At 73.7% G+C, this 21,534-nt stretch carries 21 protein-coding genes; 13 read left to right on the top strand and 8 right to left on the bottom strand.

What is annotated here, in order from left to right; all coding sequences use genetic code 11:
* From ACWDRR_RS42310 to ACWDRR_RS42300, 3 genes are all read left to right on the top strand, one after another.
* Positions 1-91 (top strand): acyl-CoA dehydrogenase family protein (locus tag ACWDRR_RS42310; RefSeq protein ID WP_144385854.1); only part of this gene is annotated, 91 nt, incomplete at its 5' end.
* A gap of 214 nt (positions 92-305) precedes the next feature.
* Positions 306-1,529, top strand: coding sequence for a beta-ketoacyl-[acyl-carrier-protein] synthase family protein (locus ACWDRR_RS42305; RefSeq protein WP_449777653.1), 1,224 nt, complete (start codon positions 306-308; stop codon positions 1,527-1,529).
* Positions 1,530-1,648: 119 nt separating this feature from the next.
* Positions 1,649-2,134, top strand: a complete 486-nt coding sequence (locus ACWDRR_RS42300) for a GNAT family N-acetyltransferase (protein WP_449777652.1) — start codon at positions 1,649-1,651, stop codon at positions 2,132-2,134.
* Positions 2,135-2,202: 68 nt separating this feature from the next.
* Here ACWDRR_RS42300 and ACWDRR_RS42295 read toward each other — a convergent pair whose 3' ends face one another.
* Both ACWDRR_RS42295 and ACWDRR_RS42290 read right to left on the bottom strand, forming a co-directional pair.
* A complete protein-coding gene (locus ACWDRR_RS42295; protein ID WP_449777651.1) occupies positions 2,203-2,820 on the bottom strand; it encodes a hypothetical protein in 618 nt (205 codons plus the stop codon).
* Between the two features lie 178 nt (positions 2,821-2,998).
* Positions 2,999-3,613: an NAD(P)H-dependent oxidoreductase gene (locus ACWDRR_RS42290; RefSeq protein ID WP_449777650.1), complete on the bottom strand. Its 615-nt coding sequence runs from the start codon at positions 3,611-3,613 to the stop codon at positions 2,999-3,001.
* Between the two features lie 110 nt (positions 3,614-3,723).
* Here ACWDRR_RS42290 and ACWDRR_RS42285 point away from each other — a divergent pair, with 110 nt between their 5' ends.
* The 3 genes from ACWDRR_RS42285 to ACWDRR_RS42275 all read left to right on the top strand — a co-directional run bounded on the left by ACWDRR_RS42285 (position 3,724) and on the right by ACWDRR_RS42275 (position 5,981).
* Complete coding sequence (locus ACWDRR_RS42285) at positions 3,724-4,377, top strand: class I SAM-dependent DNA methyltransferase (protein WP_449777649.1); 654 nt, start codon at positions 3,724-3,726, stop codon at positions 4,375-4,377.
* Between the two features lie 151 nt (positions 4,378-4,528).
* Positions 4,529-5,023 carry a peptidylprolyl isomerase gene (locus tag ACWDRR_RS42280; protein WP_329487941.1) on the top strand — a complete coding sequence of 165 codons (495 nt, stop codon included), beginning with the start codon at positions 4,529-4,531 and terminating at the stop codon, positions 5,021-5,023.
* Between the two features lie 148 nt (positions 5,024-5,171).
* A complete protein-coding gene (locus ACWDRR_RS42275; RefSeq protein ID WP_449777648.1) occupies positions 5,172-5,981 on the top strand; it encodes an arylamine N-acetyltransferase family protein in 810 nt (269 codons plus the stop codon).
* Between the two features lie 12 nt (positions 5,982-5,993).
* Here the strand turns inward: ACWDRR_RS42275 and ACWDRR_RS42270 are convergent, their stop codons facing one another.
* Both ACWDRR_RS42270 and ACWDRR_RS42265 read right to left on the bottom strand, forming a co-directional pair.
* The gene (locus tag ACWDRR_RS42270; protein WP_449777647.1) at positions 5,994-6,461 is read right to left on the bottom strand and encodes a hypothetical protein; all 468 of its coding nucleotides are present in this window, start codon (positions 6,459-6,461) and stop codon (positions 5,994-5,996) included.
* Positions 6,462-6,511: 50 nt separating this feature from the next.
* Positions 6,512-7,885, bottom strand: a complete 1,374-nt coding sequence (locus tag ACWDRR_RS42265) for an LCP family glycopolymer transferase (RefSeq protein ID WP_449777646.1) — start codon at positions 7,883-7,885, stop codon at positions 6,512-6,514.
* Between the two features lie 274 nt (positions 7,886-8,159).
* Here ACWDRR_RS42265 and ACWDRR_RS42260 point away from each other — a divergent pair, with 274 nt between their 5' ends.
* From ACWDRR_RS42260 to ACWDRR_RS42245, 4 genes are all read left to right on the top strand, one after another.
* A complete protein-coding gene (locus ACWDRR_RS42260; protein WP_352297720.1) occupies positions 8,160-8,246 on the top strand; it encodes a putative leader peptide in 87 nt (28 codons plus the stop codon).
* A 121-nt stretch (positions 8,247-8,367) separates the two neighbouring features.
* The gene (gene ssuE, locus ACWDRR_RS42255; protein WP_449777645.1) at positions 8,368-8,922 is read left to right on the top strand and encodes an NADPH-dependent FMN reductase; all 555 of its coding nucleotides are present in this window, start codon (positions 8,368-8,370) and stop codon (positions 8,920-8,922) included.
* Between the two features lie 323 nt (positions 8,923-9,245).
* On the top strand, positions 9,246-10,034 hold the full coding sequence (locus tag ACWDRR_RS42250; protein ID WP_449777644.1) for an ABC transporter ATP-binding protein: 789 nt from the start codon (positions 9,246-9,248) through the stop codon (positions 10,032-10,034).
* A 14-nt stretch (positions 10,035-10,048) separates the two neighbouring features.
* Positions 10,049-12,619 (top strand): ABC transporter permease, encoded by a 2,571-nt coding sequence (locus tag ACWDRR_RS42245; RefSeq protein WP_449777643.1) that lies wholly within the window; start codon positions 10,049-10,051, stop codon positions 12,617-12,619.
* A gap of 90 nt (positions 12,620-12,709) precedes the next feature.
* Here the strand turns inward: ACWDRR_RS42245 and ACWDRR_RS42240 are convergent, their stop codons facing one another.
* Positions 12,710-14,296, bottom strand: coding sequence for an LCP family protein (locus tag ACWDRR_RS42240; protein WP_449777642.1), 1,587 nt, complete (start codon positions 14,294-14,296; stop codon positions 12,710-12,712).
* Positions 14,297-14,460: 164 nt separating this feature from the next.
* On the opposite strand from ACWDRR_RS42240, the gene ACWDRR_RS42235 reads away from it, so the two are divergent.
* Entirely contained in the window at positions 14,461-15,501 is a 1,041-nt protein-coding gene (locus ACWDRR_RS42235) for a glycosyltransferase family 2 protein (RefSeq protein WP_449777641.1), read from the top strand.
* A 65-nt stretch (positions 15,502-15,566) separates the two neighbouring features.
* A complete protein-coding gene (locus ACWDRR_RS42230; protein ID WP_449777640.1) occupies positions 15,567-16,184 on the top strand; it encodes an acyltransferase in 618 nt (205 codons plus the stop codon).
* A gap of 3 nt (positions 16,185-16,187) precedes the next feature.
* On the opposite strand, the gene ACWDRR_RS42225 is transcribed toward ACWDRR_RS42230, so the two are convergent.
* The 3 genes from ACWDRR_RS42225 to ACWDRR_RS42215 form a co-directional block, all read right to left on the bottom strand.
* Complete coding sequence (locus ACWDRR_RS42225) at positions 16,188-17,822, bottom strand: LCP family protein (RefSeq protein WP_449777639.1); 1,635 nt, start codon at positions 17,820-17,822, stop codon at positions 16,188-16,190.
* A 212-nt stretch (positions 17,823-18,034) separates the two neighbouring features.
* Positions 18,035-19,336, bottom strand: a complete 1,302-nt coding sequence (locus ACWDRR_RS42220; RefSeq protein WP_449777638.1) for an LCP family glycopolymer transferase — start codon at positions 19,334-19,336, stop codon at positions 18,035-18,037.
* A 36-nt stretch (positions 19,337-19,372) separates the two neighbouring features.
* Positions 19,373-20,164, bottom strand: coding sequence for a TIGR03089 family protein (locus ACWDRR_RS42215; protein WP_449777637.1), 792 nt, complete (start codon positions 20,162-20,164; stop codon positions 19,373-19,375).
* Positions 20,165-20,268: 104 nt separating this feature from the next.
* Between ACWDRR_RS42215 and ACWDRR_RS42210 the strand changes: the two genes are divergently transcribed.
* Positions 20,269-21,411 carry an N-acetylmuramoyl-L-alanine amidase gene (locus ACWDRR_RS42210; RefSeq protein ID WP_449777636.1) on the top strand — a complete coding sequence of 381 codons (1,143 nt, stop codon included), beginning with the start codon at positions 20,269-20,271 and terminating at the stop codon, positions 21,409-21,411.
* Positions 21,412-21,534: the final 123 nt, after the last annotated feature.

Genomic DNA, 21,534 nt, shown 5'->3' with positions numbered 1-21,534 from the left:
GGAGCGGATGATGCGGGACGCGAAGATCACGCAGATCTACGAGGGCACCAACCAGGTCCAGCGCATCGTGATGGCCCGCAACCTGCCGTAGCGGGTGCCCAGGTGCTCCGCCGGGCGGGCCGGCGGTCACCTGACCTGTTGGGAGAACCCCACAAAGACCTCGTGGTCGAATCGGTTGCGTTGCGCATCTGAATGATCATCAATGCCCTGACAAGGTGGCAGATGAGTCCACGGCTCCCCGTACTGATCGGTGCGGGGAGTTGTGTCTCTCTCACAATCTCCACAACAAGCAGGGGGTTCGATCGATGAGCAGGGACAACGACCGCGTGGTGGTCACCGGACTCGGTGCGACGACGCCGCTCGGCGGGGACGTCGCCACGACCTGGGCCGGGATGCTGGCCGGGCGGTCCGGCATCCGGGCGATCGAGGAGGAGTGGGCGGCCGGCCTGCCGGTGCGGATCGCCGGGCGGCTGGCGGTCGAGCCCTCCGAGGTGCTGGACCGGGTGCAGGCCCGGCGGATGGACCGCTGCGAGCAGGTCGCGCTGGTCGCCGCCCGGCAGGCCTGGGACGACGCGGGCAGGCCCGGGGTGGATCCGGAGCGGCTGGCCGTGGTGATCGGCACCGGTACCGGCGGCGCGCTCACCATGCTCGGGCAGGACGACGTGCTGGAGACCTCCGGCGTGCGGAAGGTCTCCCCGCACACCGTGCCGATGCTGATGGCGAACGGCCCGGCGGCCTGGGTCAGCATCGAGCTGGGCGCGCGGGCCGGCGCGCACACCCCGGTGAGCGCCTGCGCGTCCGGCGCGGAGGCGATCGCGATGGGCCTGGACCTCATCCGGCTCGGCCGGGCGGACGTGGTGGTCGCGGGCGGCGCCGAGGCCTGCATCTGCCCGCTTCCGCTGGCCGGGTTCGCCCAGGCCAGGGCCCACTCCACCCGCAACGACGAGCCCGAGCTGGCCTCCCGTCCGTTCGACGTCGGCCGGGACGGCTTCGTGATCGGGGAGGGCTCGGTGGTGGTGGTCCTGGAGCGGGCCGCCTTCGCCGCGGCCCGGGCGGCCCGGGCGCACGCCACGCTCGCCGGGGCGGCGGTCACCTCGGACGCGTACCACATCACGGCGGCCGCGGCCGAGGGCCAGGTCCGGGCGATGCGCCGGGCGGTGGCCGAGGCGGGCCTGGCCCCGGGCGACATCTCCCACGTCCACGCCCACGCCACCTCGACCCCGCTGGGCGATCTGGTCGAGGCCGAGTCGGTGGCCGAGGCGATCGGGCTCCACCCGGTCGTCACCGCGACCAAGTCGATGACCGGCCACCTCTTCGGCGCGGCCGGCGCGATCGGTGCCCTGGCCGCCGTCCTCGCCCTGCGCGACGGCGTCGTCCCGGCCACCCGGAACCTCGACACCCTGGACCCGGCCGTGAAGCTGGACGTGGTCACCGGTGCCCCGCGCCGGGGCGCGCTGACCGCCGCGCTCACCAACTCCTTCGGCTTCGGCGGCCACAACGCGACGCTGGTCTTCACCCCGGCGCCGTGAGGCCCGGAGCCGGCCCTCGCCCGGCGTTGGTGCCACGCTCCCCGCTCCCCGCCGGCGCCCCGCTCCGCGCGGGGAAAAGCGCGCGACCGGCCCGGTCGTCGGTGGTTAGGGTCGGCGGCATGGCTACGTCATCACCGGCCCTGAGGCTGGCACCGGTCACCCCCGACACCGTCGACGCCGCACTCGCGCTGAAGGTCCGGCCGGACCAGGACCACCTGGTCTCCCCGGTGGTCAAGTCACTGGCCGAGGCGTACGTCCACGGCGAGCGGGCCTGGCCCCGGCTGGTCTTCGACGGTGACCGGCTGGTCGGCTTCGTGATGGCGTTCTTCGACATCACCTTCTACCCGGACCGGCCGGGTGACCTGCCGCGCTCGGGCCTCTGGCGCCTCAACATCGCCGCCGACGCCCAGGGCGGCGGCTACGGGCGCTTCGCGGTCGAGCAGGTCTGCGCCGAGATCCGCCGCCGTGGCGGGCGCCGGGCGACGGTCACGTACGTGCCGGGCGACGACGGCCCGGCCGGCTTCTACGCCCGGCTCGGGTTCCGCCCCACCGGCGAGCTCAGCGGCGCCCAGGAGGTGGCGGAGCTCGAACTGCCGCAGGACTGACCCCGGGGGGAACGGGAGGAGCAGGAAGTCGGCCCGGCCGACTTCCTGCTCCCGCGCCGTGCGGGGTCTCAGCCGAGCAGGAGGTACTTGGTGGACGGGACGCCCGGCGTGTAGCTGCAGTCCGTGTTCTGGGTGGTCGCGCTGTACGTGAAGCCGGAGGGCACGGAGCAGGCCCAGAGGCCGTTGACCGGCTTGCGGAGGTGGTAGGTCGTGGCCTGGACGCCGGGCTGCAGGCTGCACGCGCTCGTGTAGGTGATGCGGTCGTAGGTGAACGCGGGGGCGCTCAGGCAGGCGGTGAGGCCGTCGACCGGCGTCCGCAGGTGGTAGGCGTTGGTGCTCACGCCGGGCTGCTGGCTGCAGGCGCTGCCCCAGGTGATGGCGTCGTAGACGAAGCCGGTCGCGCTGGTACACGCCGTCAGTCCGTCGACGGGGGTCCGCAGGTGGAACTGCGGTGCGTTCCAGCTGCCGGAGCTGCAGGTCCGGTTCATGGACACCTGGTCGTAGACGTACCCGGCGGGGACGTTGCAGGCCCAGGCGCCGTCCAGCCCGGCGAGGGCGGTGGCGGTGGTGGTCGCGGCGCCGGCGGTGGTCGCGGTGGCGGCGCCGGAGAGCAGCAGCGCCACCGCGGCGAGGGCGGCCAGGAGCAGGCGGACGGGGCCGGTGCGGGCGGTGCGTGCGGCGGACATGGGTCTCCCGGGAGGTGGTCGGTGACGGGGGATCGCACGGTGGTGCGGGCGGCCGTTCCCGCCCGCTGCCGCCGCCGGTTCTAGCACGGACGGCCGGGCCGCCACCCGGCGCGGCGCCGCGGTCGGTCGCAGCGACGACCGCCGTCCACTCCCGTCCGTGCCGAACCTCCGCCCCGCCTCAGCCGATCAGCGCCGCCGCCTCCTGCCGCGCCTGGCGCAGCCACTGCGCGCGGACGGCGTCGGCCGAGTCCGTCACGGTACGGAAGACGGTCCGCCGTACGTCCGTCACGCCGACGTACGGCAGCACGCAGGCGGCCCAGATCCGCTCCAGCGGATCGCCGAACTCGCCCCGCTCGCGCTCCTCCGGGGTGTCGGAGGTGTTCAGCACCAGCGCCCGCCCCGCGCGGAGCAGCCCGGCCGGCTCGCCGTCCGCCGTACCGAGCTTGTAGGCCACGCCGGGCACCAGCACCCGCTGCACCCACCCGGTCAGGACGGCCGGCGGCATGCCCCACCAGTTGGGGTGGATCAGCACGAGCGCGTCCAGCGTGGCCACCTCCGCCCGGTGCCGCGCCAGGACGGGATCGTCCGTGCCGCCCGCGGCGTCGACCGTGCCGGTCTCCTCGGCGGTCAGCGCGGGCGGGAACCCCTCCGCGCAGAGGTCGTGCGCGAGCACCTCGCAGCCGCGTCCGCGCAGTTCGTCCACGACGGCCCCGAACAGCGCGTGGTTGAAGCTGCCCGGCCGCGGGTGCGCCAGATAGACGCCGATCCGCCCGGTGCCGGTCGGTGCGCTCATGTCCCGTTCCCCCCTTGTCGGTTGATTCGATGCGATGGTAGGCCCTGCCCGCGGGGCGGGTTCGGGGAGAGGCCCCGCGGCCGGCCCGGCCGCGGGTACGCTGCGGGACCATGGCCGAGCCGGACTTCCTGACCACCGCCCGGGCGTTCTACGACGCCGTCGCCGAGGACTACGCCGACCACTTCCGCGACGTGCTGGCCGCCAGGCCGCTGGACCGCGCGATGCTGACGGCCTTCGCCGAGCTGGTGCGGGCGTCCTTCCCGGCCGACGGCCCGGTCGCCGAACTCGGCTCCGGGCCCGGCGGGGTGGCGGCGTTCCTGCACGGTCTCGGTCTGGACGTCTCCGGCATCGACCTCTCGCCGCGGATGGTCGAGCTGGCCCGCCAGACGTATCCGGGCCTGCGCTTCACGGTGGGCTCGCTGCTCGAACTCCCGCTGGCCGACGGCGGGCTGGCCGGCGCCGTGGCCTGGTACTCGATCATCCACACCCCGCAGGAGCGGCTGCCGGAGGTCTTCGCCGAGTTCCACCGGGTGCTGGCCCCCGGTGGGCACCTGCTGCTGGCCTTCCAGGTCGGCGACCGGCCGTCCAGGGTGGAGCGGCCCTTCGGGCACCCGGTGGCGCTGGACTTCCGGCGCGGGCAGCCGGACCGGATCGCCGGGCTGGCGGCCGGGGCCGGCCTGGAGGTCACCACCCGCCTGGTCCGCGAACCGGAGGGGGAGGAGAAGACCCCGCAGGCCTACCTGCTGGCCCGCAGGCCCGGCTGAGGGCGGCCCCGCGCCCGGCCCGGCCGCGTCCGCCGGGCCCGGAACACCGTGCCCCGCGCGGATCCGAGCACGGCGCACACGGGTTGTCGCACGCCGTGACCGAACGCGGGGCCGTCGCGCGTGCGGAGGGGCGGCATGCCATGATCCCTCCATGGGTTCCAACGTTTACTTCGACATCACCATCAACGACGAGCCGGCCGGCCGTATCGTCTTCAAGCTGTTCGACGACATCGTTCCGAAGACGGCCAAGAACTTCCGTGAGCTGGCCACGGGCGAGCACGGCTTCGGCTTCAAGGGGTCGTCCTTCCACCGCGTCATCCCGGGCTTCATGCTGCAGGGTGGCGACTTCACCCGCGGTGACGGCACCGGCGGCAAGAGCATCTACGGCGAGAAGTTCGCGGACGAGAACTTCACGCTCAAGCACACCAAGCCGGGCCAGCTCTCGATGGCCAACGCGGGCCGGAACACCAACGGCTCGCAGTTCTTCATCACCACCATCGTGACCGACTGGCTGGACGGCAAGCACGTCGTCTTCGGCGAGGTCGTCGAGAACCTCGACCTCGTGACGAAGATCGAGTCCTACGGCTCGCAGAGCGGCCGCACCTCGGCGAAGATCACCATCGCCGACTCGGGCATCGTGGCCTGAAGTCCGAGCCCCTGATGGGACGAGGAGCAGGAAGTCGGCCCGGCCGACTTCCTGCGTCCCGGCCCCTGTCCGCGCGTCGCCCGGCCGGTCGCGAGCCCTGCGCCCTACGTCCAGGGACCGATGGCCCGACGCCCGCCGGAGCGCTGGAATGAGCGGCGTGGATCAACACCCGGCCGTCGACGGCCTCACCGACACCCAGGTGGACGCCTACCTGGCCCGGATCGGCGTGCCCCGCCCCGACCGGCCCTCCCCGGCGGCCCTGGCCGAGCTGCACCGCGCGCACCTGGGCGCCGTGCCGTTCGAGAACCTGAGCATCGGGCTCGGGGAGCCCGTCCTCCTCGACACCGGTGCGCTGTTCGAGAAGCTCGTCACCCGCCGCCGCGGCGGCTTCTGCTACGAACTCAACGGCCTCTTCGCCGAGCTGCTGCGCGCGCTCGGCCACCGGGTGGAGCTGTTCGGCGCCCGGGTCTTCGACGGCGACCGGACCGGCCCGCCGTTCGACCACCTCGCCCTGCGGGTGGACCTGGACGAGCCGTGGCTGGCCGACGTCGGCTTCGGCCGGTTCAGCCACCTCCCGCTGCGGCTGGACGCGCGCGGCCCGCAGCCCGACCCCGGCGGCGAGTTCACCCTGGTCCCGCACGGCGGCGACGAACTCGACGTGCTGATGGACGGCCGGCCGCAGTACCGGCTCGGCCTGCGCCCCTACCGGCTGGCCGACTTCGTGCCGACCTGCTGGTGGCAGACCACCTCGCCCGACTCGCACTTCACCCACTCGTCGACCTGCTCGCGGCTCACCGCGGACGGCGGCCGGATCACCCTCGGCGGCGCCCGGCTGATCCGCACCGGCCCCGACGGCGCGCGCACCGAGGACCTCCTCGACGAGGCCGACGCCCTGGCCGCCTACCGCGAGCTCTTCGGCATCACCCTCGACCGCCTGCCCCCGGTCCCGGCCGTCTGAGCGGTGCCGGTCTCAGGGCAGCGGGGCGGCGGCCGGCACCCAGCAGCCCTCGCGCAGCCCCACCTTGCGGGCCGGGACGCCGGCCCAGACCTCACCGGGCCCGGTGGACCGGGTGAGGACGGCGTTGGCGCCCACGACGGTGCCCGCGCCGACGGTCAGCACGCCCTCCTTGCAGACCACCTTGGCGCCCGCGCAGAGCACCGCGCCGTCCTCGACCACCACCCGCCGCATGGCGCTGCGCTCCTGCGGCACCCACGGGTCGGCCCGCCCGATCGTCACGCCGTTGTAGAGCGTCACGTCCGCGCCGAGCGTCGTGTACGGGTGCAGCACGGTGCCGAAGCCGCGGTGGAACACCGTCAGCCCCGGCCCGATCTCGGCCGCCGCGGGCACCTCCATCCCGTAGACGGCGAGCGCCTCCTGGACCAGGCGGCCCAGGAGGCGGTGACGGCGGCGGTAGATCAGCGCGGTGACGAGAGACATCCACCCATTGTGTCGGCCGCGTTACGCGGCGTCACGCAACGGCGGGGGTGTCACTTGATCTCCGGTACGGCGGTGTCGTTCTTGAAGGCCTCGAAGACCCGCTTGGCCTTGGCAGCGTCCCACTTGACCGCCGATTCGCCGGTGCTGGTCCGGAAGTCCGGGTCGGCGATCGGGACGGTGATGCTCTTGCCGTCGCCGCCGTTGACGTCCTTCATGGCGAGGAACAGCGAGCCGAGGTCGGTCAGGCCGGCGTCCTCGTCCACGATCAGGGTGCCCAGGCCGGAGTCCACCAGCGGGTAGAAGGTGAACGGGTTCAGCACCGTGGCGGGGGAGGCGGCCTGCTTGGCCAGGGCGCCGAGGAACTTCTGCTGGTTGCGCATCCGGCCGAGGTCCTGGTCGGCCATCTGGTGGCGCTGGCGGACGAAGGCGAGGGCCTGGGTGCCGGTCAGGGTCTGGCAGCCGGCCTTGAGGTCGAGGCCGGAGTCCTTGTCCTTGACGTCCTGGTCGATGCACATGTCCACGCCGCCGACCGAGTCGACGATGCCGACGAAGCCGGCGAAGCCGATCTCGGCGTAGTGGTCGATGCGCAGGCCGGTGTTGAGCTCGACGGTCTGCGCGAGCAGCTTGCCGCCGCCCGACGCGAAGGCCGAGTTGATCTTCGAGGTGGTCGCCTTGACCGTCTTCCCGTTCTCGCCGGTGTGCTCGGGGATCGGCACCCAGGAGTCGCGGGGGATGCTCATCAGGGTGTTCCCGCCGTCCCCGACGTGCAGGATCATCATCGAGTCGCTGCGCTTGCCGCCCGCGTGGCCGGTGTGCAGGTCCTCCTCCTGGGAGTCGGACAGGCCGTTGCGGCTGTCGGAGCCGACGATCAGCCAGTTGGTGCCCTTTCCGGCGGCGGGGCGGCCGGGGTAGTCGGCGAGCACGTTCTCGTGGTTCAGCTTGGAGTCGGCCCAGAACCAGGTGGAGACGGCGGTGACCATCATGACGATCAGGAGGCCGAACACCGACCACTTGACGATCCGGCGCCGGGGCCAGCGCGAGGGGCGGGCGGCGGCGGGCGGCCGGGCGTCGCCCGGGCCTATCGGCCCGTCGGGTCTGCCGGGGCCACCGGGTGCCCCCGGGCCCTGCGCGGGCACGCCGGGCCGGGCGTCCGGCCGTCCGTACGGCTGGGGCTGCCCGTACGGCTGCGGCTGCTGCTGCCCGTAGCCCTGGGCCGGGCCGTACCCGGGCGGCTGGGCCCGGTCCCCGGCCGGCGGCTGCGCCTGGCCGTACTCCTGCGGCTGTCGCGGCGCCGGGGCCCCCGGGCCGCGGGGGTTCAGCGAAGCCGGCAGCGGCGGCTCGGCCGCCGCGCCGCCACCGCCGCGCCCGTATGCGCCGCCGCCGTTGCCACCGCCGCCCGGGCGGCCCTCCTGCCACGTGTTCATGTGGGAGAGGATGCCCGACGCCGGGTGCGGTGACTCCCCCCGGGGCCCCCGCCGGGGCCCTTGTAGCAGTTTTGATGCACGTGCCGGATCGTTCCGCCGCAAGTTCTCGCGCGGGCTCGCGGACGGCACACGGAGGGTCGCGAAGCGGTCGCGGACGGCGCCGCCGCGGGCACCGCGCCCCGCCCCGCCCGCCCGTCACCCGTCTCACCATCCGTCTCGCCCTGTGTTCACCAGCCGGAACGATCCTTGACCGGTTCGAACACTGCGTGTTTGCATGACTGCCATGGATCAGCGATGGACCCTCACGCGTCGGCGGCACGTCGACCTTCAGCGTGTGTCCTGTTCGCTCTGTCGTGGCTGACGCGCGCCCGTCGAACCCTCTCCTCTCCGCACACCCCTTCCCAGCGTTCCCCGCCGCTGCCCGCGCGGCGTGCCCTCCGCTGCCGTAGCGCCGTCCCCGCTTCCTGCCCCGAGGTGAACCCATGGCCACCGTTCTGTCCGTTTCCGGCTCCCCGTCCGCGACCTCCCGCACCACCCGCCTGCTGCGCCACGTCGACGCGCAGCTCGAAGCCCGCGGTCACCACGTCGTCCCGTTCGAGGTGCGCAGCCTGCCCGCGCACGCGCTGCTCTCGGCGGACTTCTCCCACCCCGAGATAGTCGCCGCGCTGGAGCTGTTCGCCCGGGCGGACGGCGTCGTGATCGGCACGCCGGTCTACAAGGCGGCCTACTCGGGCCTGTTGAAGACCCTGCTGGACGTGCTGCCGCAGTACGCGCTGACCGGCAAGGCCGTCCTGCCGCTGGCCACCGGCGGCTCCACCGCGCACGTGCTCGCGGTCGACTACGCGCTGCGCCCGGTGCTCAGCTCGATGGGCGCCGGCCACATCACCCAGGGCTGGTTCGTGCTCGACCGCCACATCACCGTCCGGGAGGACGGCGCGACCGTGGTCGAGCGCGAGACGGACGTGCTGCTGACGCCCGTGGTCGAGGCCTTCGCCACGGCGCTGGAGCGGCTCGCGACGCCGGCCCTCACCGGCTGACGTCCCGTCGGGAGGGGTCCCGTACGGGCCGACCCCGAGGTGGGTGGCGGCGACCCCTAGGGGGAGGGGCGCCGCGCCCCGTACAACTACGGTTGGGCCGCTTCATACCGGCGGATGACGAGCGGTTCGCTCGCCGCTCCTAACGTGGATCACATCCCCGCTCGTGCGGATCAGGACCGAGGTTCCGGTGAACCCGGGTCCTGGCCGTACCCGGTGGGTGGGGCTGACTCCCGGTCGAGAACTGTCTCCTGCGCCATGTCGCAGGCCAGGTGGGGACGACGAGGCTGGGGTCAACGGGTGGGCCCACTTCTGAGGAGAATCCAGTGACGACGGCAGCAGCAGCCGTGTACAACCCCCAGCTTCCCGGCGGCGCCGCCGCCGTGGCCGCCTCGGCGCGTCAGGTGACCAAGGCCTACGGCACGGGCGAGACCAGGGTCACCGCGCTGGACGCGGTGGACGTCGACATCCAGCGGGGCCGTTTCACCGCGATCATGGGCCCCTCGGGTTCCGGCAAGTCGACCCTGATGCACTGCCTGGCCGGCCTGGACACCGTCACCGACGGGCGGATCTGGATCGGTGACACCGAGATCACCGGCCTGAAGGACAAGCAGCTCACCAGGCTGCGCCGGGACAAGATCGGCTTCATCTTCCAGGCGTTCAACCTCCTCCCGACGCTGAACGCGCTGGAGAACATCACGCTCCCGATGGACATCGCGGGCCGCAAGCCGGACACCGCCTGGCTGGACCAGGTCGTCGAGACCGTCGGTCTGGCGGGCCGCCTCAAGCACCGGCCGACGCAGCTCTCCGGCGGCCAGCAGCAGCGCGTCGCGGTGGCCCGGGCGCTGGCCGCCCGCCCCGAGATCATCTTCGGTGACGAGCCCACCGGGAACCTCGACTCCCGGGCCGGCGCCGAGGTGCTGACCTTCCTGCGCCGCTCGGTGGACGAGCTGGGCCAGACCATCGTCATGGTCACCCACGACCCGGTCGCCGCCGGCTACGCGGACCGCGTGCTGTTCCTCGCCGACGGCGTGATCGTCGACGAGATGCACGCCCCCACCGCCGACTCCGTCCTCGAACGCATGCGCCGTTTCGACGGCAAGCGCACCAGCTGAGCGGGGACAGGGACATGCTGCTCAAGACCTCACTGAGAAGCTTCTTCGCCCACAAGGGGCGGATGGTGCTCTCGCTGCTCGCGATCGTCCTCTCGGTCGCGTTCGTATCCGGCACGCTGGTGTTCTCCAACACCGCCACCAGCACCTTCGACCGCCTCTTCGCCTCCACCGCCTCCGACATCTCCGTCCAGCCCGCCAAGACCGGCGTCGAGGGCGACGACGACGCGCCCCGGGGCAAGGTGACGACCGTCCCGGTCGACACCGTGCAGAGGATCGCCGCCGTGCCGGGCGTGAAGACCGCGGTCGGCCAGGTGTTCACGCAGGACGCGATCCTGGTCGACCCGGTCACCAACAAGGCGATCGGCCCGACCAGCGGCGCGCCCACCCTGACCGGCAACTGGACGGACACCCCGCGCAATTCGGTGGAGATCACCTCGGGGAACCCGCCGCAGGGCGCCGACCAGGTGGTGCTCGACGCGGACACCGCCAAGAAGGCCGGTCTCGGCCTGGGCGGCAAGCTGCGGGTGATCGCCAACAGCGGCAAGTACGACTTCACCGTCGCCGGTATCGCGACCTTCAAGACCACCAACCCGGGCGCGGCACTCGCCTTCATGGACACCCCCACCGCCCAGCGGGTGCTGCTCGGAACCACCGCCTACACCTCCGTCGAGGCCTTCGGCGACGGCAGCCGCTCCGACGAGCAGCTGAAGGCGGACGCGCTCGGCGCACTGGGCGGCGGCTACCAGGTGAAGACCGCGGCGCAGCAGAAGGAGGAGAACAACAAGGACGTCGGCTCCTTCCTCGGCTTCATGAAGAACGCCATGCTCGGCTTCGCCCTGATCTCCGCGCTGGTCGGCGGCTTCCTGATCATCAACACCTTCTCCATGCTGGTCGCCCAGCGCACCCGGGAGATCGGGCTGCTGCGCGCCCTCGGCGGCAGCCGCAAGCAGGTGAACCGCTCGGTGCTGATCGAGGCGTTGATCCTCGCCGTGCTCGGCTCGACCGTCGGGCTGGGCGCGGGCCTGGGCCTGGCGGCCGGCCTGATCCAGCTGATGAAGGCCGTCGGCATGAACCTCAGCGCCTCCGACCTCCAGATCACCGCGGACGTGCCGATCGCCGGCTACGGCCTGGGCATCGTGGTGACGCTGGTCGCGGCCTGGTTCCCGGCCCGCAGGGCCGCCCGGATCGCACCGATGGCGGCCCTGCGCGACCACGGCACCCCCGCCGAGGGCCGCTCCAACGTCGTGCGGACGGTGATCGGCCTGGTGCTGACCGCCGGCGGCGGCGGCCTGCTGGCCCTGGCCGCCCGGGCCGACACGGCGTCCACCGGCGGGCAGTACCTGGGCCTGGGGGTGCTGCTCACCCTGATCGGCTTCGTCGTCCTCGGCCCGCTGCTGGCCACCAGCGTGGTCCGGGTGCTCGGCGCGCTGCTGCCGGCCGTGTTCGGCCCGTCGGGCCGGCTCGCCCAGCGCAACGCGATGCGCAACCCGCGTCGCACCGGCGCCACGGCCGGCGCCCTGATGATCGGGCTGGCGCTGGTGATCGGGGCCTCGGTCTTCACCTCGTCGGTGATCAAGTCCACCAACGACCAGATCGACAAGTCGGTCGGCGCGGACTACATCATCTCCGGTGGCCGCACCGGTCTCACCGCCGAGATGGTGAAGGCGGCCGAGAACACGCCGGGCATCGAGCACATCACCCGCCAGCAGTTCATGCCGGCCGTCCTCACCACCCCGGACGGCAAGGCGACCACGGAGGGCGTCTCGGCGGTCTCGCCGACCTTCACCACCGATTTCCGGCTGCCGGTCAAGTCCGGCAGCGCGGATGCGCTCGGCCAGGGCGCGATCGTGGTCGGGGAGGCCTTCGCCGCCGACCACGGCCTCAAGATCGGCGATCGGATCGGCGTCGACTACGGCAAGGGCCGCACCCAGTCCCTGCCGGTCGGTGTGATCATGACCAAGGGCAACTCGCTCTTCGACGGCAACTACTTCATCGGCCTGGACACCCTCGGCAAGGCCGTCCCGCCCGCCGAGCAGGGCAATGACGCGGTCGTCTTCGGCAAGGCCAAGGCCGGCTCGGACGTCGCCGGCACGCTCACCGCGCTGGAGGCCTCCTTCAAGGAGTACCCGCAGATCACCGTGCGGGACCAGGCCGGCTACAAGGACCTCGTCCAGGAGCAGGTCAACTCCCTGCTCTACATCATCTACGGCATGCTCGGCCTCGCGATCGTGGTCGCGGTGCTCGGCGTCGTCAACACCCTGGCGCTCTCGGTGGTGGAGCGGACCCGCGAGATCGGCCTGCTGCGGGCGATCGGGCTCTCCCGCCGCCAGCTGCGCCGGATGATCCGGCTGGAGTCCGTGGTGATCGCCCTGTTCGGCGCGATCCTCGGCACCGGCCTCGGGCTGGCCTGGGGCATCACCGGTCAGCAGGTCCTCAAGGACCAGGGCCTGGCCACGCTGGCCGTCCCGACCGGCACGATCGTCATCACGCTGATCGCCTCGGTGGTCATCGGCCTGGTCGCGGCGCTCGTCCCGGCCTTCCGGGCCGGTCGGATGAACGTCCTCGCGGCGATCGCGACGGACTGACCCCCGGATCGGGGGACCGGGGGACGGCAGGGGCCGGGTGCGCGACAGCGCCCCGGCCCCTGTGCCGTTCCCGTCCGGACCGGGCGGGGCCTACGGGCAGATGATGTCCGACGCCTTGTCGGCCGCCACCGGGGCCGAGGGGGCCACCGCGGCGGGCGCCGTCGGGGCGGCGGGTGCCGGGGGCGGGGGCAGCGGCGGGGCGGAGGCCGCGGCCGGGCCCGGGACCTGGGCGGCCGGGTGGTCCCCGCCCGCGTACACCTGGAGGGTGGGCCCCAGCCCGGGGACGGCGGCCGACTCGGCGCCCGGCAGCGCGGCGGCCAGCGTCCGGGCCGACTCGGCCCAGCGCGGGTCGTAGCGGATCACCGTCCGGCCGGCCGGCGTTCCCATCGGGGCGTTGGACGGCGCGCCGGTGGTGGCGAAGCCCGCCCGCCGCAGGTCGCCGTCGACCCGGGCGCCGAGCCCGACGACCCCGGCCGCGTTGAACACCTGGACGTGCACCTGCTCGGGCGGGACGGCGGCCGCGGCCGCGGGCGTCCCGGCGGGCGCCGCGGCAGCCGGTGCGGCGGGGGAGGCGGACGCGCCCCCGCCCGGGCCGGCCTCGGCGGCCGGTTCGCCGCCGGGTGCCGCGCCCGTCGCCCCGGTCGGCCCGGTCGCCCCGCCCAGCGGCCGCCCCGCCCGTACCGCGTCGAACAGGGCCTTGGCCCCCGCCTGGTCCCAGAGCACGGTCGAGCCCCACCCGGCCACCTGGTGGTCCACCTTGGCCAGCGGCACGGTCGCGAAGTCCGCCCGGCCCGCCGAGAGTTCGCGCAGTCTGGTCGCCAGGGTGATCAGATCGTCCGCGGTGAGGTCCTTGTCCGCCTTCACCGAGCCGAGCAGGCTGTCGGTGAGCCTGGCCAGCCGGACGGGGTTGAGCAGGGTCCCGCTGTCGGCCACCTGGTGCAGCAGCTGGGCGACGAACTTCTGCTGCCGGTGCATCCGGCCCAGGTCGGAGCTGCCGTCCACGTGCCGGGCGCGGACGTACTTGAGCGCGCCGGCGCCGTCCAGGGTGCTGGTGCCGGCCGGCAGGTCGAGGCCGGAGTACTCGTCCTTGAGCGGCTTGGCCGTGCAGACCCGCACCCCGCCGACGGCGTCCACGGCGGAGACGAACCCGGCGAAGTTCACCTGCAGGTAGTGGTCGATCCGCAGCCCGGTGTTCTGCTCCACGGTGGCGACGGTGAGCTGCGGCCCGCCCATCCCGAACGCGGCGTTGACCTTGCCCTTGCCGGCCGGGACCTCCTTGCGGGTGACCTGGTCCCGATGGGCGGGGATGTCCACGTACGAGTCACGCGGGATGCTGATCACGCTGGCCCGGGAGCCGTCCCCGGCGACCTGGACGATCATCATGGTGTCGGTGCAGTGGCAGGACTCGCCCCCGGCGTGCAGCAGGTCCTTGAGGGTCTTCTCCGGGATGCCGTCCCGCTCGTCGGTGCCGACCACCAGGAAGGTGGTGGAGCCGTCGTCGTCGGGCCGGGCCGCGTCGCTGCTGAAGGCGTCCACCCGGTCGATCGAGCCGAGGCCGTGCAGGACCGCCCAGCCGCCGCAGGAGGTGGCGAGGACGCCGAAGGCGATGCCGGCGGCCAGTCGGCGGGGCCAGGCACGGCGCCGCCCGGGCGGGGCGGGGAGGGGGGAGACGGGCATCTCTCGGATGGTAGGGGCGGCCCGCTCCGGGGTGGGTGAGGGCGCGCCGGGGGCGGGGAGTACGGTGGGCCCGATCGGCGAAACGTTCCTTCAGCGCGGGGTGCGTGGAGTTGCCCAGACCGGGACAAGACGGAGACCCGCCCGCACCGGTACGGTTGGCCCCGATGAACACCAAGGCTGCTGAGGAGCTGCCGGCGGTCTCCGTGATCATGCCGGTGCTCAACGAGGAACGACACCTGCGCACCGCCGTCCGGCACATCCTGGAACAGGACTACGCCGGGCCGATGGAGGTGGTGATCGCCATCGGTCCGTCCTCCGACCGGACCGCGCAGATCGCCGCCGAGCTGACCGCCGAGGACGCGCGGGTCAGGACGGTGGAGAACCCCACCGGTCGCACCCCCGCCGGGCTGAACGCCGCGATCCGCGGCTCCAGCCATCCGATAGTGGTCCGCGTCGACGGCCACGGCCTGCTGACCCCCGGCTACATCACCACGGCCGTCCGGCTGCTCGGCGAGATGGAGGCCGCCAACGTCGGCGGCATCATGCACGCCGAGGGCGAGACCGAGTGGGAGAACGCGGTCGCCGCCGCGATGACCTCCAAGATCGGCGTCGGCAACGCGGCCTTCCACACCGGCGGCCTGGCCGGCCCGGCGGACACCGTCTACCTCGGGGTGTTCCGGCGCGAGGTGCTGGAGCGGCTCGGCGGCTACAACGAGGAGTTCGTCCGCGCCCAGGACTGGGAGCTCAACTACCGCATCCGGCAGGACGGCGGGCTGGTCTGGTTCACCCCGCAGCTGCGCGTCACCTACCGGCCCCGGCCCAACGTGCGGGCGCTGGCCAAGCAGTACAAGGACTACGGCCGCTGGCGCCGGGTCGTCACCCGCTACCACAAGGGCTCGGTCAACCTCCGCTACCTCGCCCCGCCGGCCGCCTTCCTGGGCGTGACGCTCGGTCTGGTGCTCGGCGCGGCCGTCCACCCGGCCTTCCTCGCGGTGCCCGGCGCCTACCTGCTCGGCATCCTCGGCGGCGCGCTGGTCGAGGGTCGCGGCCTCTCGGCGAAGGCCAGGGCGATGCTGCCGGTGGCCTTCGCCACCATGCACCTCAGCTGGGGCTTCGGCTTCCTCACCTCGCCGCGCTCGCTGGCCCGCCGGGTGATCGGCAGCCGGGCACCCTCGGCCGCCGACGTGGTCACCGAGGCCCGCTGACCCGATCCGGCCAATCCCCCCGACCCGCCCTCACCGCCCCCGCCCCGACGCTATCGTCGGGCGCCATGGGGACAGTTGAGGGCGGGTCCGTCGTCGGTGCCCGGATCGAGCCGAGCGCGGACGTGGACGGGCGGGCGGTGCTCGGCGCCGGGACGACCGTCTGGCACCTCGCCCAGGTGCGCGAGGACGCGGTGATCGGCGCCGACTGCATCGTCGGGCGCGGCGCCTACGTCGGTCCGGGCGTGCGGATCGGGGACCGCGTCAAACTGCAGAACCACGCCCTGGTGTACGAGCCCGCGGTGGTCGAGGACGGGGTGTTCATCGGCCCGGCGGCCGTGCTCACCAACGACCTCTACCCGCGCTCCGTCGACGTCGACGGCCGGCTCAAGCGCGGCGACGACTGGCACGCCCGCGGGGTGACCCTCCGGGAGGGCTGCTCGATCGGCGGCCGCGCCGTGCTGGTCGCCGGGGTGACGGTCGGCCGCTGGGCGCTGGTCGCGGCCGGCGCCGTGGTGCACCGGGACGTCCCGGACTTCGCCCTGGTGGTCGGTGTCCCGGCCCGCCGGATCAAGTGGGTCGGCCGGGCCGGCGAGCCGCTGGAGCCGGACGGCGGGGGCCGCTGGCGCTGCCCGCGCACCGGTGAGCGCTACCGCGAGACGGACGGCCTGCTCGCCCCGCTCTGAGGCTCACTTCGCGCAGACGTCGGTGTCGTCCGCCTGGACGCGCTGGAGGTCCTTGGGCGCCTCGGTCGGCGCGGCGGCGGCGCTCGCGCTCGCGGCGGCCAGCACGTCCTTGCCGAGCACCACGGCCAGTCCGTCCCTGCTGCCCGCCTTCGGGTCCTCCCTGACCGCGTCGGCCGGCAGCCCGAGGGAGGCGGCCAGCGCGCTCGCCTCGGCGGCCTTCCCGGTCGGGTAGGACACCGAACTGGTGGGCGTGGCGGCCGCGTTGGGGGCGGTCGTGGCCTTGGCGAAGCCCTTCGCCCGGAGCTTGTCGACGGCCTGCTGGGCCTGCCCGGGCGTCCCGCTGCCGTTGCGCACCGCGACCCGGACGTCCTTGGCGTCCACCGCCGGGGCGGTGGCGGTCGGCGAGGGCGCGGCCGTCGTTTGCGCGGCGTCGGGGGCGGCCGGCGCGGCCGTCCCGGTCAGCGAGCGGTCGCCGGCGACCAGCGAGAACACCTGCCCGGCGTCGGGCTGCTTGAGCACCAGCCGGTTCTCGTCCTTCGGGTCGTCCAGGACCGGCACGGTGGTGAAGGTGATGTTCTTGGTGTCGACCTTGCTGATGTCCAGCGCCAGGTCCTTCAGCTTGTCGACGCTGCCGATCCCGTCGTCCACGGTGAGCGCCTTGGTGGCGGCGTCGGCGAGCTTCCACAGCTTGGTCGGGCTGGTCAGGGTGTCGCTGCTCTTGATCGAGCGGATCATCGAGCTGATGAACTGCTGCTGCAGCGGGATCCGGGTGAGGTCGCCGCCGAGGCCGACGGCGTGCCGGGTGCGGACGAAGGCGAGGGCCTCGTCGCCCTGGACGACGTGCCGGCCCTTGCTCATCCTCAGGTGCGAGTCCGGGTCGTTGATGTCCTTGGCCGCGCACACCTCGACCCCGCCGACGGCGGTGGAGAGCGTCTTCACGGCGTCGAAGTTGACCATCACGAAGTGGTCGACCCGGATTCCCGTCATCTTCTCGACGGTCTTCCAGGTGCAGCCCGGATCGCGGCCCTCCTGCCCGAGACTCTCGTTGAACATCGTCCGTGCCGAGCCGGGGATCTTCTTGCCGCCATTGATCTCGCACTCGGGGATCGGCACCATCAGATCGCGCGGAATGCTGATCACGGTCGCGTTACTGCGGTCCTTGGCGACGTGGAACAGCAGCGTGGTGTCCGCGTGCCCGGTACTGCCCTCGTCGCCGTACTCGCGGCCCAGGCCCTCGCGGCTGTCGGTGCCGATGACCAGGATGTTGAGCGCGTCGCCGGCCGCCTTGGGCCGCTCCGCCTCGCTGCCCAGCTGCACCTTGACGGCGGTGATGTTGTTGTTGAAGTGCTGGTACGCGTAGTACGCCCCGCCGCAGCCGGCCACCAGGACCAGCGCGCCGACACCGGCCGTCCACTTCAGCGCCCGGCGGCGGGGGCGCTCGGCGGCGGCCTGGCGGCGCCGGGCCGCCCGGCCACCGGGGTGCGCGGGCTCGGCGGCGGCTCCGGGCGCCCGGCGGCGCTGGACCGGAATGCCCGCGGCCCGGTCCTGCCCGGCGTCCGGCCCGGGCGTACCGGCCGGACCCCCGGCCGGGGGGAACCACGGGTCGGCGGGGTCGATCTCCTGCCGGTCCTGCTGCACGGGGTTCCCTCCCTCCGACCTGTCCGCGGGTGGCGCGCGAGCTGCGCGCCGACCCGGACACACTAGACGAGTCGAGTGCGGGAATTGTTCCTGATGTGATCTCCGCCATGTTCGGGAACCGCAATTCACCAGGCACATCGCGTTCCGGGAATTTCCCGGGAAAGTCTTTGAAGACCATGATCTGTACACAAAAGGGTGACCCTGACCAGCGGTCAATGGATCGCGCAGGCATCCACGTCGGCGGTGCGTCCCTCGAACGAGGGCGGCGCGGTCGCGCTGGGTGACGCGCCGACGGCCCGGTCCGATCCGGCCGCCCCGGTGGCGGCGCCCGACGGCCCCGGGCCGGCGCCCGCCACCGCGGAGGGGTCGGGCGAGCCCGGCGGGCGGACGACGATCGACCGGTCGTCGCGCAGCGCCGTGAACAGCTGGGTGGTCTGCGGCTGCACGAACTCGTCCCGGTCCGAGTCGAAGCGGTACGGGCGGCGCGGCGCGGTCAGGAACACCACGTTCGCGGACGGGATGCCGCGCAGGTCCTGGGTCAGGTCGTAGAGCGCGCCCAGCGAGGAGAGGCCGCCGTCGGCCCGGACCGAGGAGGTCGCCGCGTCGAGCACCGGCCAGAGCCGGGCCGGGTTCAGCAGGACGCCCTGCGACTGCACCTTGCGGATCAGGGCGGCCAGGAACTGCTGCTGACGGCCCATCCGCTGGGTGTCGCTGCCGTCGCCGAGGGTCTCCCGGGCCCGGACGTAGCCGAGCGCCTGCTCGCCGCGCAGGGTCTGCCGCCCGGCCGGCAGGTCCAGCTTGGCGTCCTTGTCGTGGATCGCCTGCGGGACGCACACCTCGACCCCGTCCACGGCGTCCACCATCGCCTTGAAGCCGCTGAAGTCGAGGATCACGTAGTGGTCCACCCGGATGCCGCTCAGCTGCTCGACGGCCCGGATCGAGCAGGCCGGACCACCGGTCTCGAAGGCCGAGTTGAACTGCGCCAGCAGCGGCTTGCTCCGGGTGCCGTCCGGCTTCTCGCAGATCGGGACGGTGACCATGACGTCGCGGGGGATGGAGACCGCGGTCGCGTGCTTCCGGTCGGCCGCCAGGTGCAGCAGGATCGTGGTGTCCGAGCGCTGCCCGCCGGCCTCGCCGTACGAGGCGTTGGCGCCGGTGCGGTCGTCGCTGCCGATCAGCAGGATGTTCTCGGCGCCCTTGGCCCCGGCGGTGCGGCTGGGCCGCTCGGCCTCCAGCCGGGCCAGCAGCTGGTCGGTGGCCGAGTCGGTCCGGATGTTGCCGTCCAGCTTGCGGTAGGCGATCCAGAGCAGGGCGCCGCAGGCGACCAGCAGGAAGGCGAGGGCGCCGGCGGTGATCATCAGCCACCGCCGGCGCCTGCGCCGGGGCTTGGTCGGGGAGTCCGGTGCCGGGCCCTGCGGCTCGGTCGGGTCCGGGTCGGGGGAGTCCGGGGTCGCGTGGGCGTCCCCGGGCGGGGAGTGCTCGGTCGGGGGGTGCTCGGTGTCGTCCTCGGCCATGGCAGGGATACCTACCCGCCCGGCCGGAGCCGGGGGTTACCCGAGGCGCAGTGTCACCCGTTCGGACTCGGTCCGCTTCTCCCACTGCTCGGCGCTCAGACCCTGCGAGTTGCGGCAGAGCACCACCGAGGCGCCCGCCGCGAGCGGGGCCAGCAGACCGGCCTCCAGGCCCGCCCAGTCCTCGTACGAGTGGGTGGAGAGCACCCGGTCGCCGGCCGTGATGCCGAGCCGGGCCGCGCCCTCCCGGGCCAGCTGGACGGTCTGGTCGCCGGTCAGCTTCAGCGGCAGGCCGTCGATGCCGGTCTCCAGCGCGGGCGCGTCCGGGGTGACGGGGGAGTACGGCGCGAAGCGGTCGCCCTGGCCGGGCACCTCGGCGGCGTAGTCGAGGAAGCCGTCCGGGCGCTGCGGGAAACGGCCGCCGAGCGGGCGCAGGGCGAGGGCCACCCGCTCGCCCTCGCAGGCCTGGGCGGCCTCCAGGCCGTCCGGGCCGCTGACCACCAGGTCGGCGGCGGCCGGGTCGCCGCCCGGCACCGCCGTCACTCCGACCGACCAGCAGGCCAGCAGCCAGACGGCGCTCTGCCAGTGGGCGGGCAACAGGAGGGCGGCACGGTCGCCCGGACCGGCGTTCAGCTCGTCCTGGAGCAGGTTGGCGGTCTTGGCCACCCAGTTGTCGAAGGTCCGGGCGGAGAGTTCCACCCGTTCGCCGGTGGCGTCGTCGTAGAAGGTGACCAGCGGAGCCGCGGGGTCGACTGAGGGAGTGCCACCTCGCAGGAATGCGTGCAGCAGCTCGACGGGGGTTCGGGCATCGGCAGCGAAAAGCGCAGTCATGGTGCGCCCCAGCCTACGGCCTTCGGGTGGGCGATCGGGAGGGGTGGCCGACCCTGCGCGGGGCGGCCTGGCGAGCGCGCCGTTTTGCGGCGAACATCCGTTTTATGGGTATCTCTCTCCCGGCCGTCGCAGTCGCCGGCTGCACCGCCGTCCTGCTCCTCCAGCCCGTCACCGCCGCCGCCGTGACCGAACCCGCCCCGCAGCGCCGGACGTCGGCCGGCGGCGGCTCGGTCACCTCGCTGCCGCTGACCGCCGGCCGCGCCCTGGCGCCACGCACCACCCAACCGTTCGAACTGCTCGGGGTCGGCTGGGACGACCCCGCCCGCTCGCTCGCGGGCGGCTCCGTCCAGGTCCGCACCAGGGACGCCGCCACCCACGTCTGGAGCGGCTGGCACCTGCTGGACGCGGACGGCGAGGACGGGCCGGACACCCCCGGCGGCGGGGCGACGGCGCCGCTCTGGACCGGACCGAGCGACGGTGTGGCGGTGCAGGTCACCCCGGGCCCCGCCGGACTGCCGGCCGGCCTGCGGCTCGAACTGGTCGACCCCGGGCGCGGCGCCGCGCCGGCCTCACCCCGGACGCTGCCCGCCGAGCCGCCGGACGGGCACCAGGCCCCCCGGCCCGCCATCGTCACCCGGGCCGGCTGGGGCGCCGACGAGTCCCTCCGGGACCCGGACTTCGACTACACCGGGCCGGTCCGGGTGGTCTTCGTCCACCACACCGTCACCGCCACCGAGTACGCCTGCGACGACGCGCCGCGGGTGATCAGGGCGATCTACCAGTACCACGTGCAGAGCAACGGCTGGCGGGACATCGGCTACAACTTCCTGGTCGACCGCTGCGGCACCGTCTACGAGGGCCGGGCCGGCGGCGCCGAGCTCCCGGTGCACGGCGCGCACACGCTGGGCTTCAACACCGACTCGGCGGGCGTCGCGGCGCTCGGCACCTTCGTCACCGACACCCCGCCGCCACCCGTGCCGGACGGGCTCGCCCGGCTCGCCGCGTGGAAGCTCGGGCTCACCGGCCAGGACGCCGGCGGCCGCGCCCAGCTGGTCTCCTCCTCCAGCGGCAGCCGCTACCCCAAGGGCACCACCGCGACCTTCGAGGCCGTCTCCGGCCACCGCGACGCCTTCAACACCGAGTGCCCCGGTGCCACGCTCTACCCGCTGCTCCCCGCCATCCGCACCCAGGCCGTCCTGCTCCAGAGCGGCGCCCGGTGGGCGGTTCCCCGCCCACCCGTGCGGTGAGCCCCGGGGGCGACCGGCCCTAGGGCCGGTCTTCAAACTCCCGCCTGCGGTGCGACGCTCCCCCAGCCTTCGGCCGGGAGGTGCCCCCAGGGCACGCACGCCCCCAGCCTTCGGCCGGGAGGT

It is taken from the genome of Kitasatospora sp. NPDC003701 (assembly GCF_053587085.1).
This window is presented reverse-complemented; position numbering and strand designations above follow the sequence as displayed.

What these genes read in the sequence shown, in the direction of transcription:
- ACWDRR_RS42305 (WP_449777653.1), top strand. Translation starts at nt 306, where the DNA reads ATGAGCAGGGACAACGACCGCGTGGTGGTCACCGGACTCGGTGCGACG.
- ACWDRR_RS42300 (WP_449777652.1), top strand. Translation starts at nt 1,649, where the DNA reads ATGGCTACGTCATCACCGGCCCTGAGGCTGGCACCGGTCACCCCCGAC.
- ACWDRR_RS42295 (WP_449777651.1), bottom strand. Translation starts at nt 2,820, where the DNA reads ATGTCCGCCGCACGCACCGCCCGCACCGGCCCCGTCCGCCTGCTCCTG.
- ACWDRR_RS42290 (WP_449777650.1), bottom strand. Translation starts at nt 3,613, where the DNA reads ATGAGCGCACCGACCGGCACCGGGCGGATCGGCGTCTATCTGGCGCAC.
- ACWDRR_RS42285 (WP_449777649.1), top strand. Translation starts at nt 3,724, where the DNA reads ATGGCCGAGCCGGACTTCCTGACCACCGCCCGGGCGTTCTACGACGCC.
- ACWDRR_RS42280 (WP_329487941.1), top strand. Translation starts at nt 4,529, where the DNA reads ATGGGTTCCAACGTTTACTTCGACATCACCATCAACGACGAGCCGGCC.
- ACWDRR_RS42275 (WP_449777648.1), top strand. Translation starts at nt 5,172, where the DNA reads ATGAGCGGCGTGGATCAACACCCGGCCGTCGACGGCCTCACCGACACC.
- ACWDRR_RS42270 (WP_449777647.1), bottom strand. Translation starts at nt 6,461, where the DNA reads ATGTCTCTCGTCACCGCGCTGATCTACCGCCGCCGTCACCGCCTCCTG.
- ACWDRR_RS42265 (WP_449777646.1), bottom strand. Translation starts at nt 7,885, where the DNA reads ATGAACACGTGGCAGGAGGGCCGCCCGGGCGGCGGTGGCAACGGCGGC.
- ACWDRR_RS42260 (WP_352297720.1), top strand. Translation starts at nt 8,160, where the DNA reads ATGACTGCCATGGATCAGCGATGGACCCTCACGCGTCGGCGGCACGTC.
- ssuE (WP_449777645.1), top strand. Translation starts at nt 8,368, where the DNA reads ATGGCCACCGTTCTGTCCGTTTCCGGCTCCCCGTCCGCGACCTCCCGC.
- ACWDRR_RS42245 (WP_449777643.1), top strand. Translation starts at nt 10,049, where the DNA reads ATGCTGCTCAAGACCTCACTGAGAAGCTTCTTCGCCCACAAGGGGCGG.
- ACWDRR_RS42240 (WP_449777642.1), bottom strand. Translation starts at nt 14,296, where the DNA reads ATGCCCGTCTCCCCCCTCCCCGCCCCGCCCGGGCGGCGCCGTGCCTGG.
- ACWDRR_RS42235 (WP_449777641.1), top strand. Translation starts at nt 14,461, where the DNA reads ATGAACACCAAGGCTGCTGAGGAGCTGCCGGCGGTCTCCGTGATCATG.
- ACWDRR_RS42230 (WP_449777640.1), top strand. Translation starts at nt 15,567, where the DNA reads ATGGGGACAGTTGAGGGCGGGTCCGTCGTCGGTGCCCGGATCGAGCCG.
- ACWDRR_RS42220 (WP_449777638.1), bottom strand. Translation starts at nt 19,336, where the DNA reads ATGGCCGAGGACGACACCGAGCACCCCCCGACCGAGCACTCCCCGCCC.
- ACWDRR_RS42215 (WP_449777637.1), bottom strand. Translation starts at nt 20,164, where the DNA reads ATGACTGCGCTTTTCGCTGCCGATGCCCGAACCCCCGTCGAGCTGCTG.
- ACWDRR_RS42210 (WP_449777636.1), top strand. Translation starts at nt 20,269, where the DNA reads ATGGGTATCTCTCTCCCGGCCGTCGCAGTCGCCGGCTGCACCGCCGTC.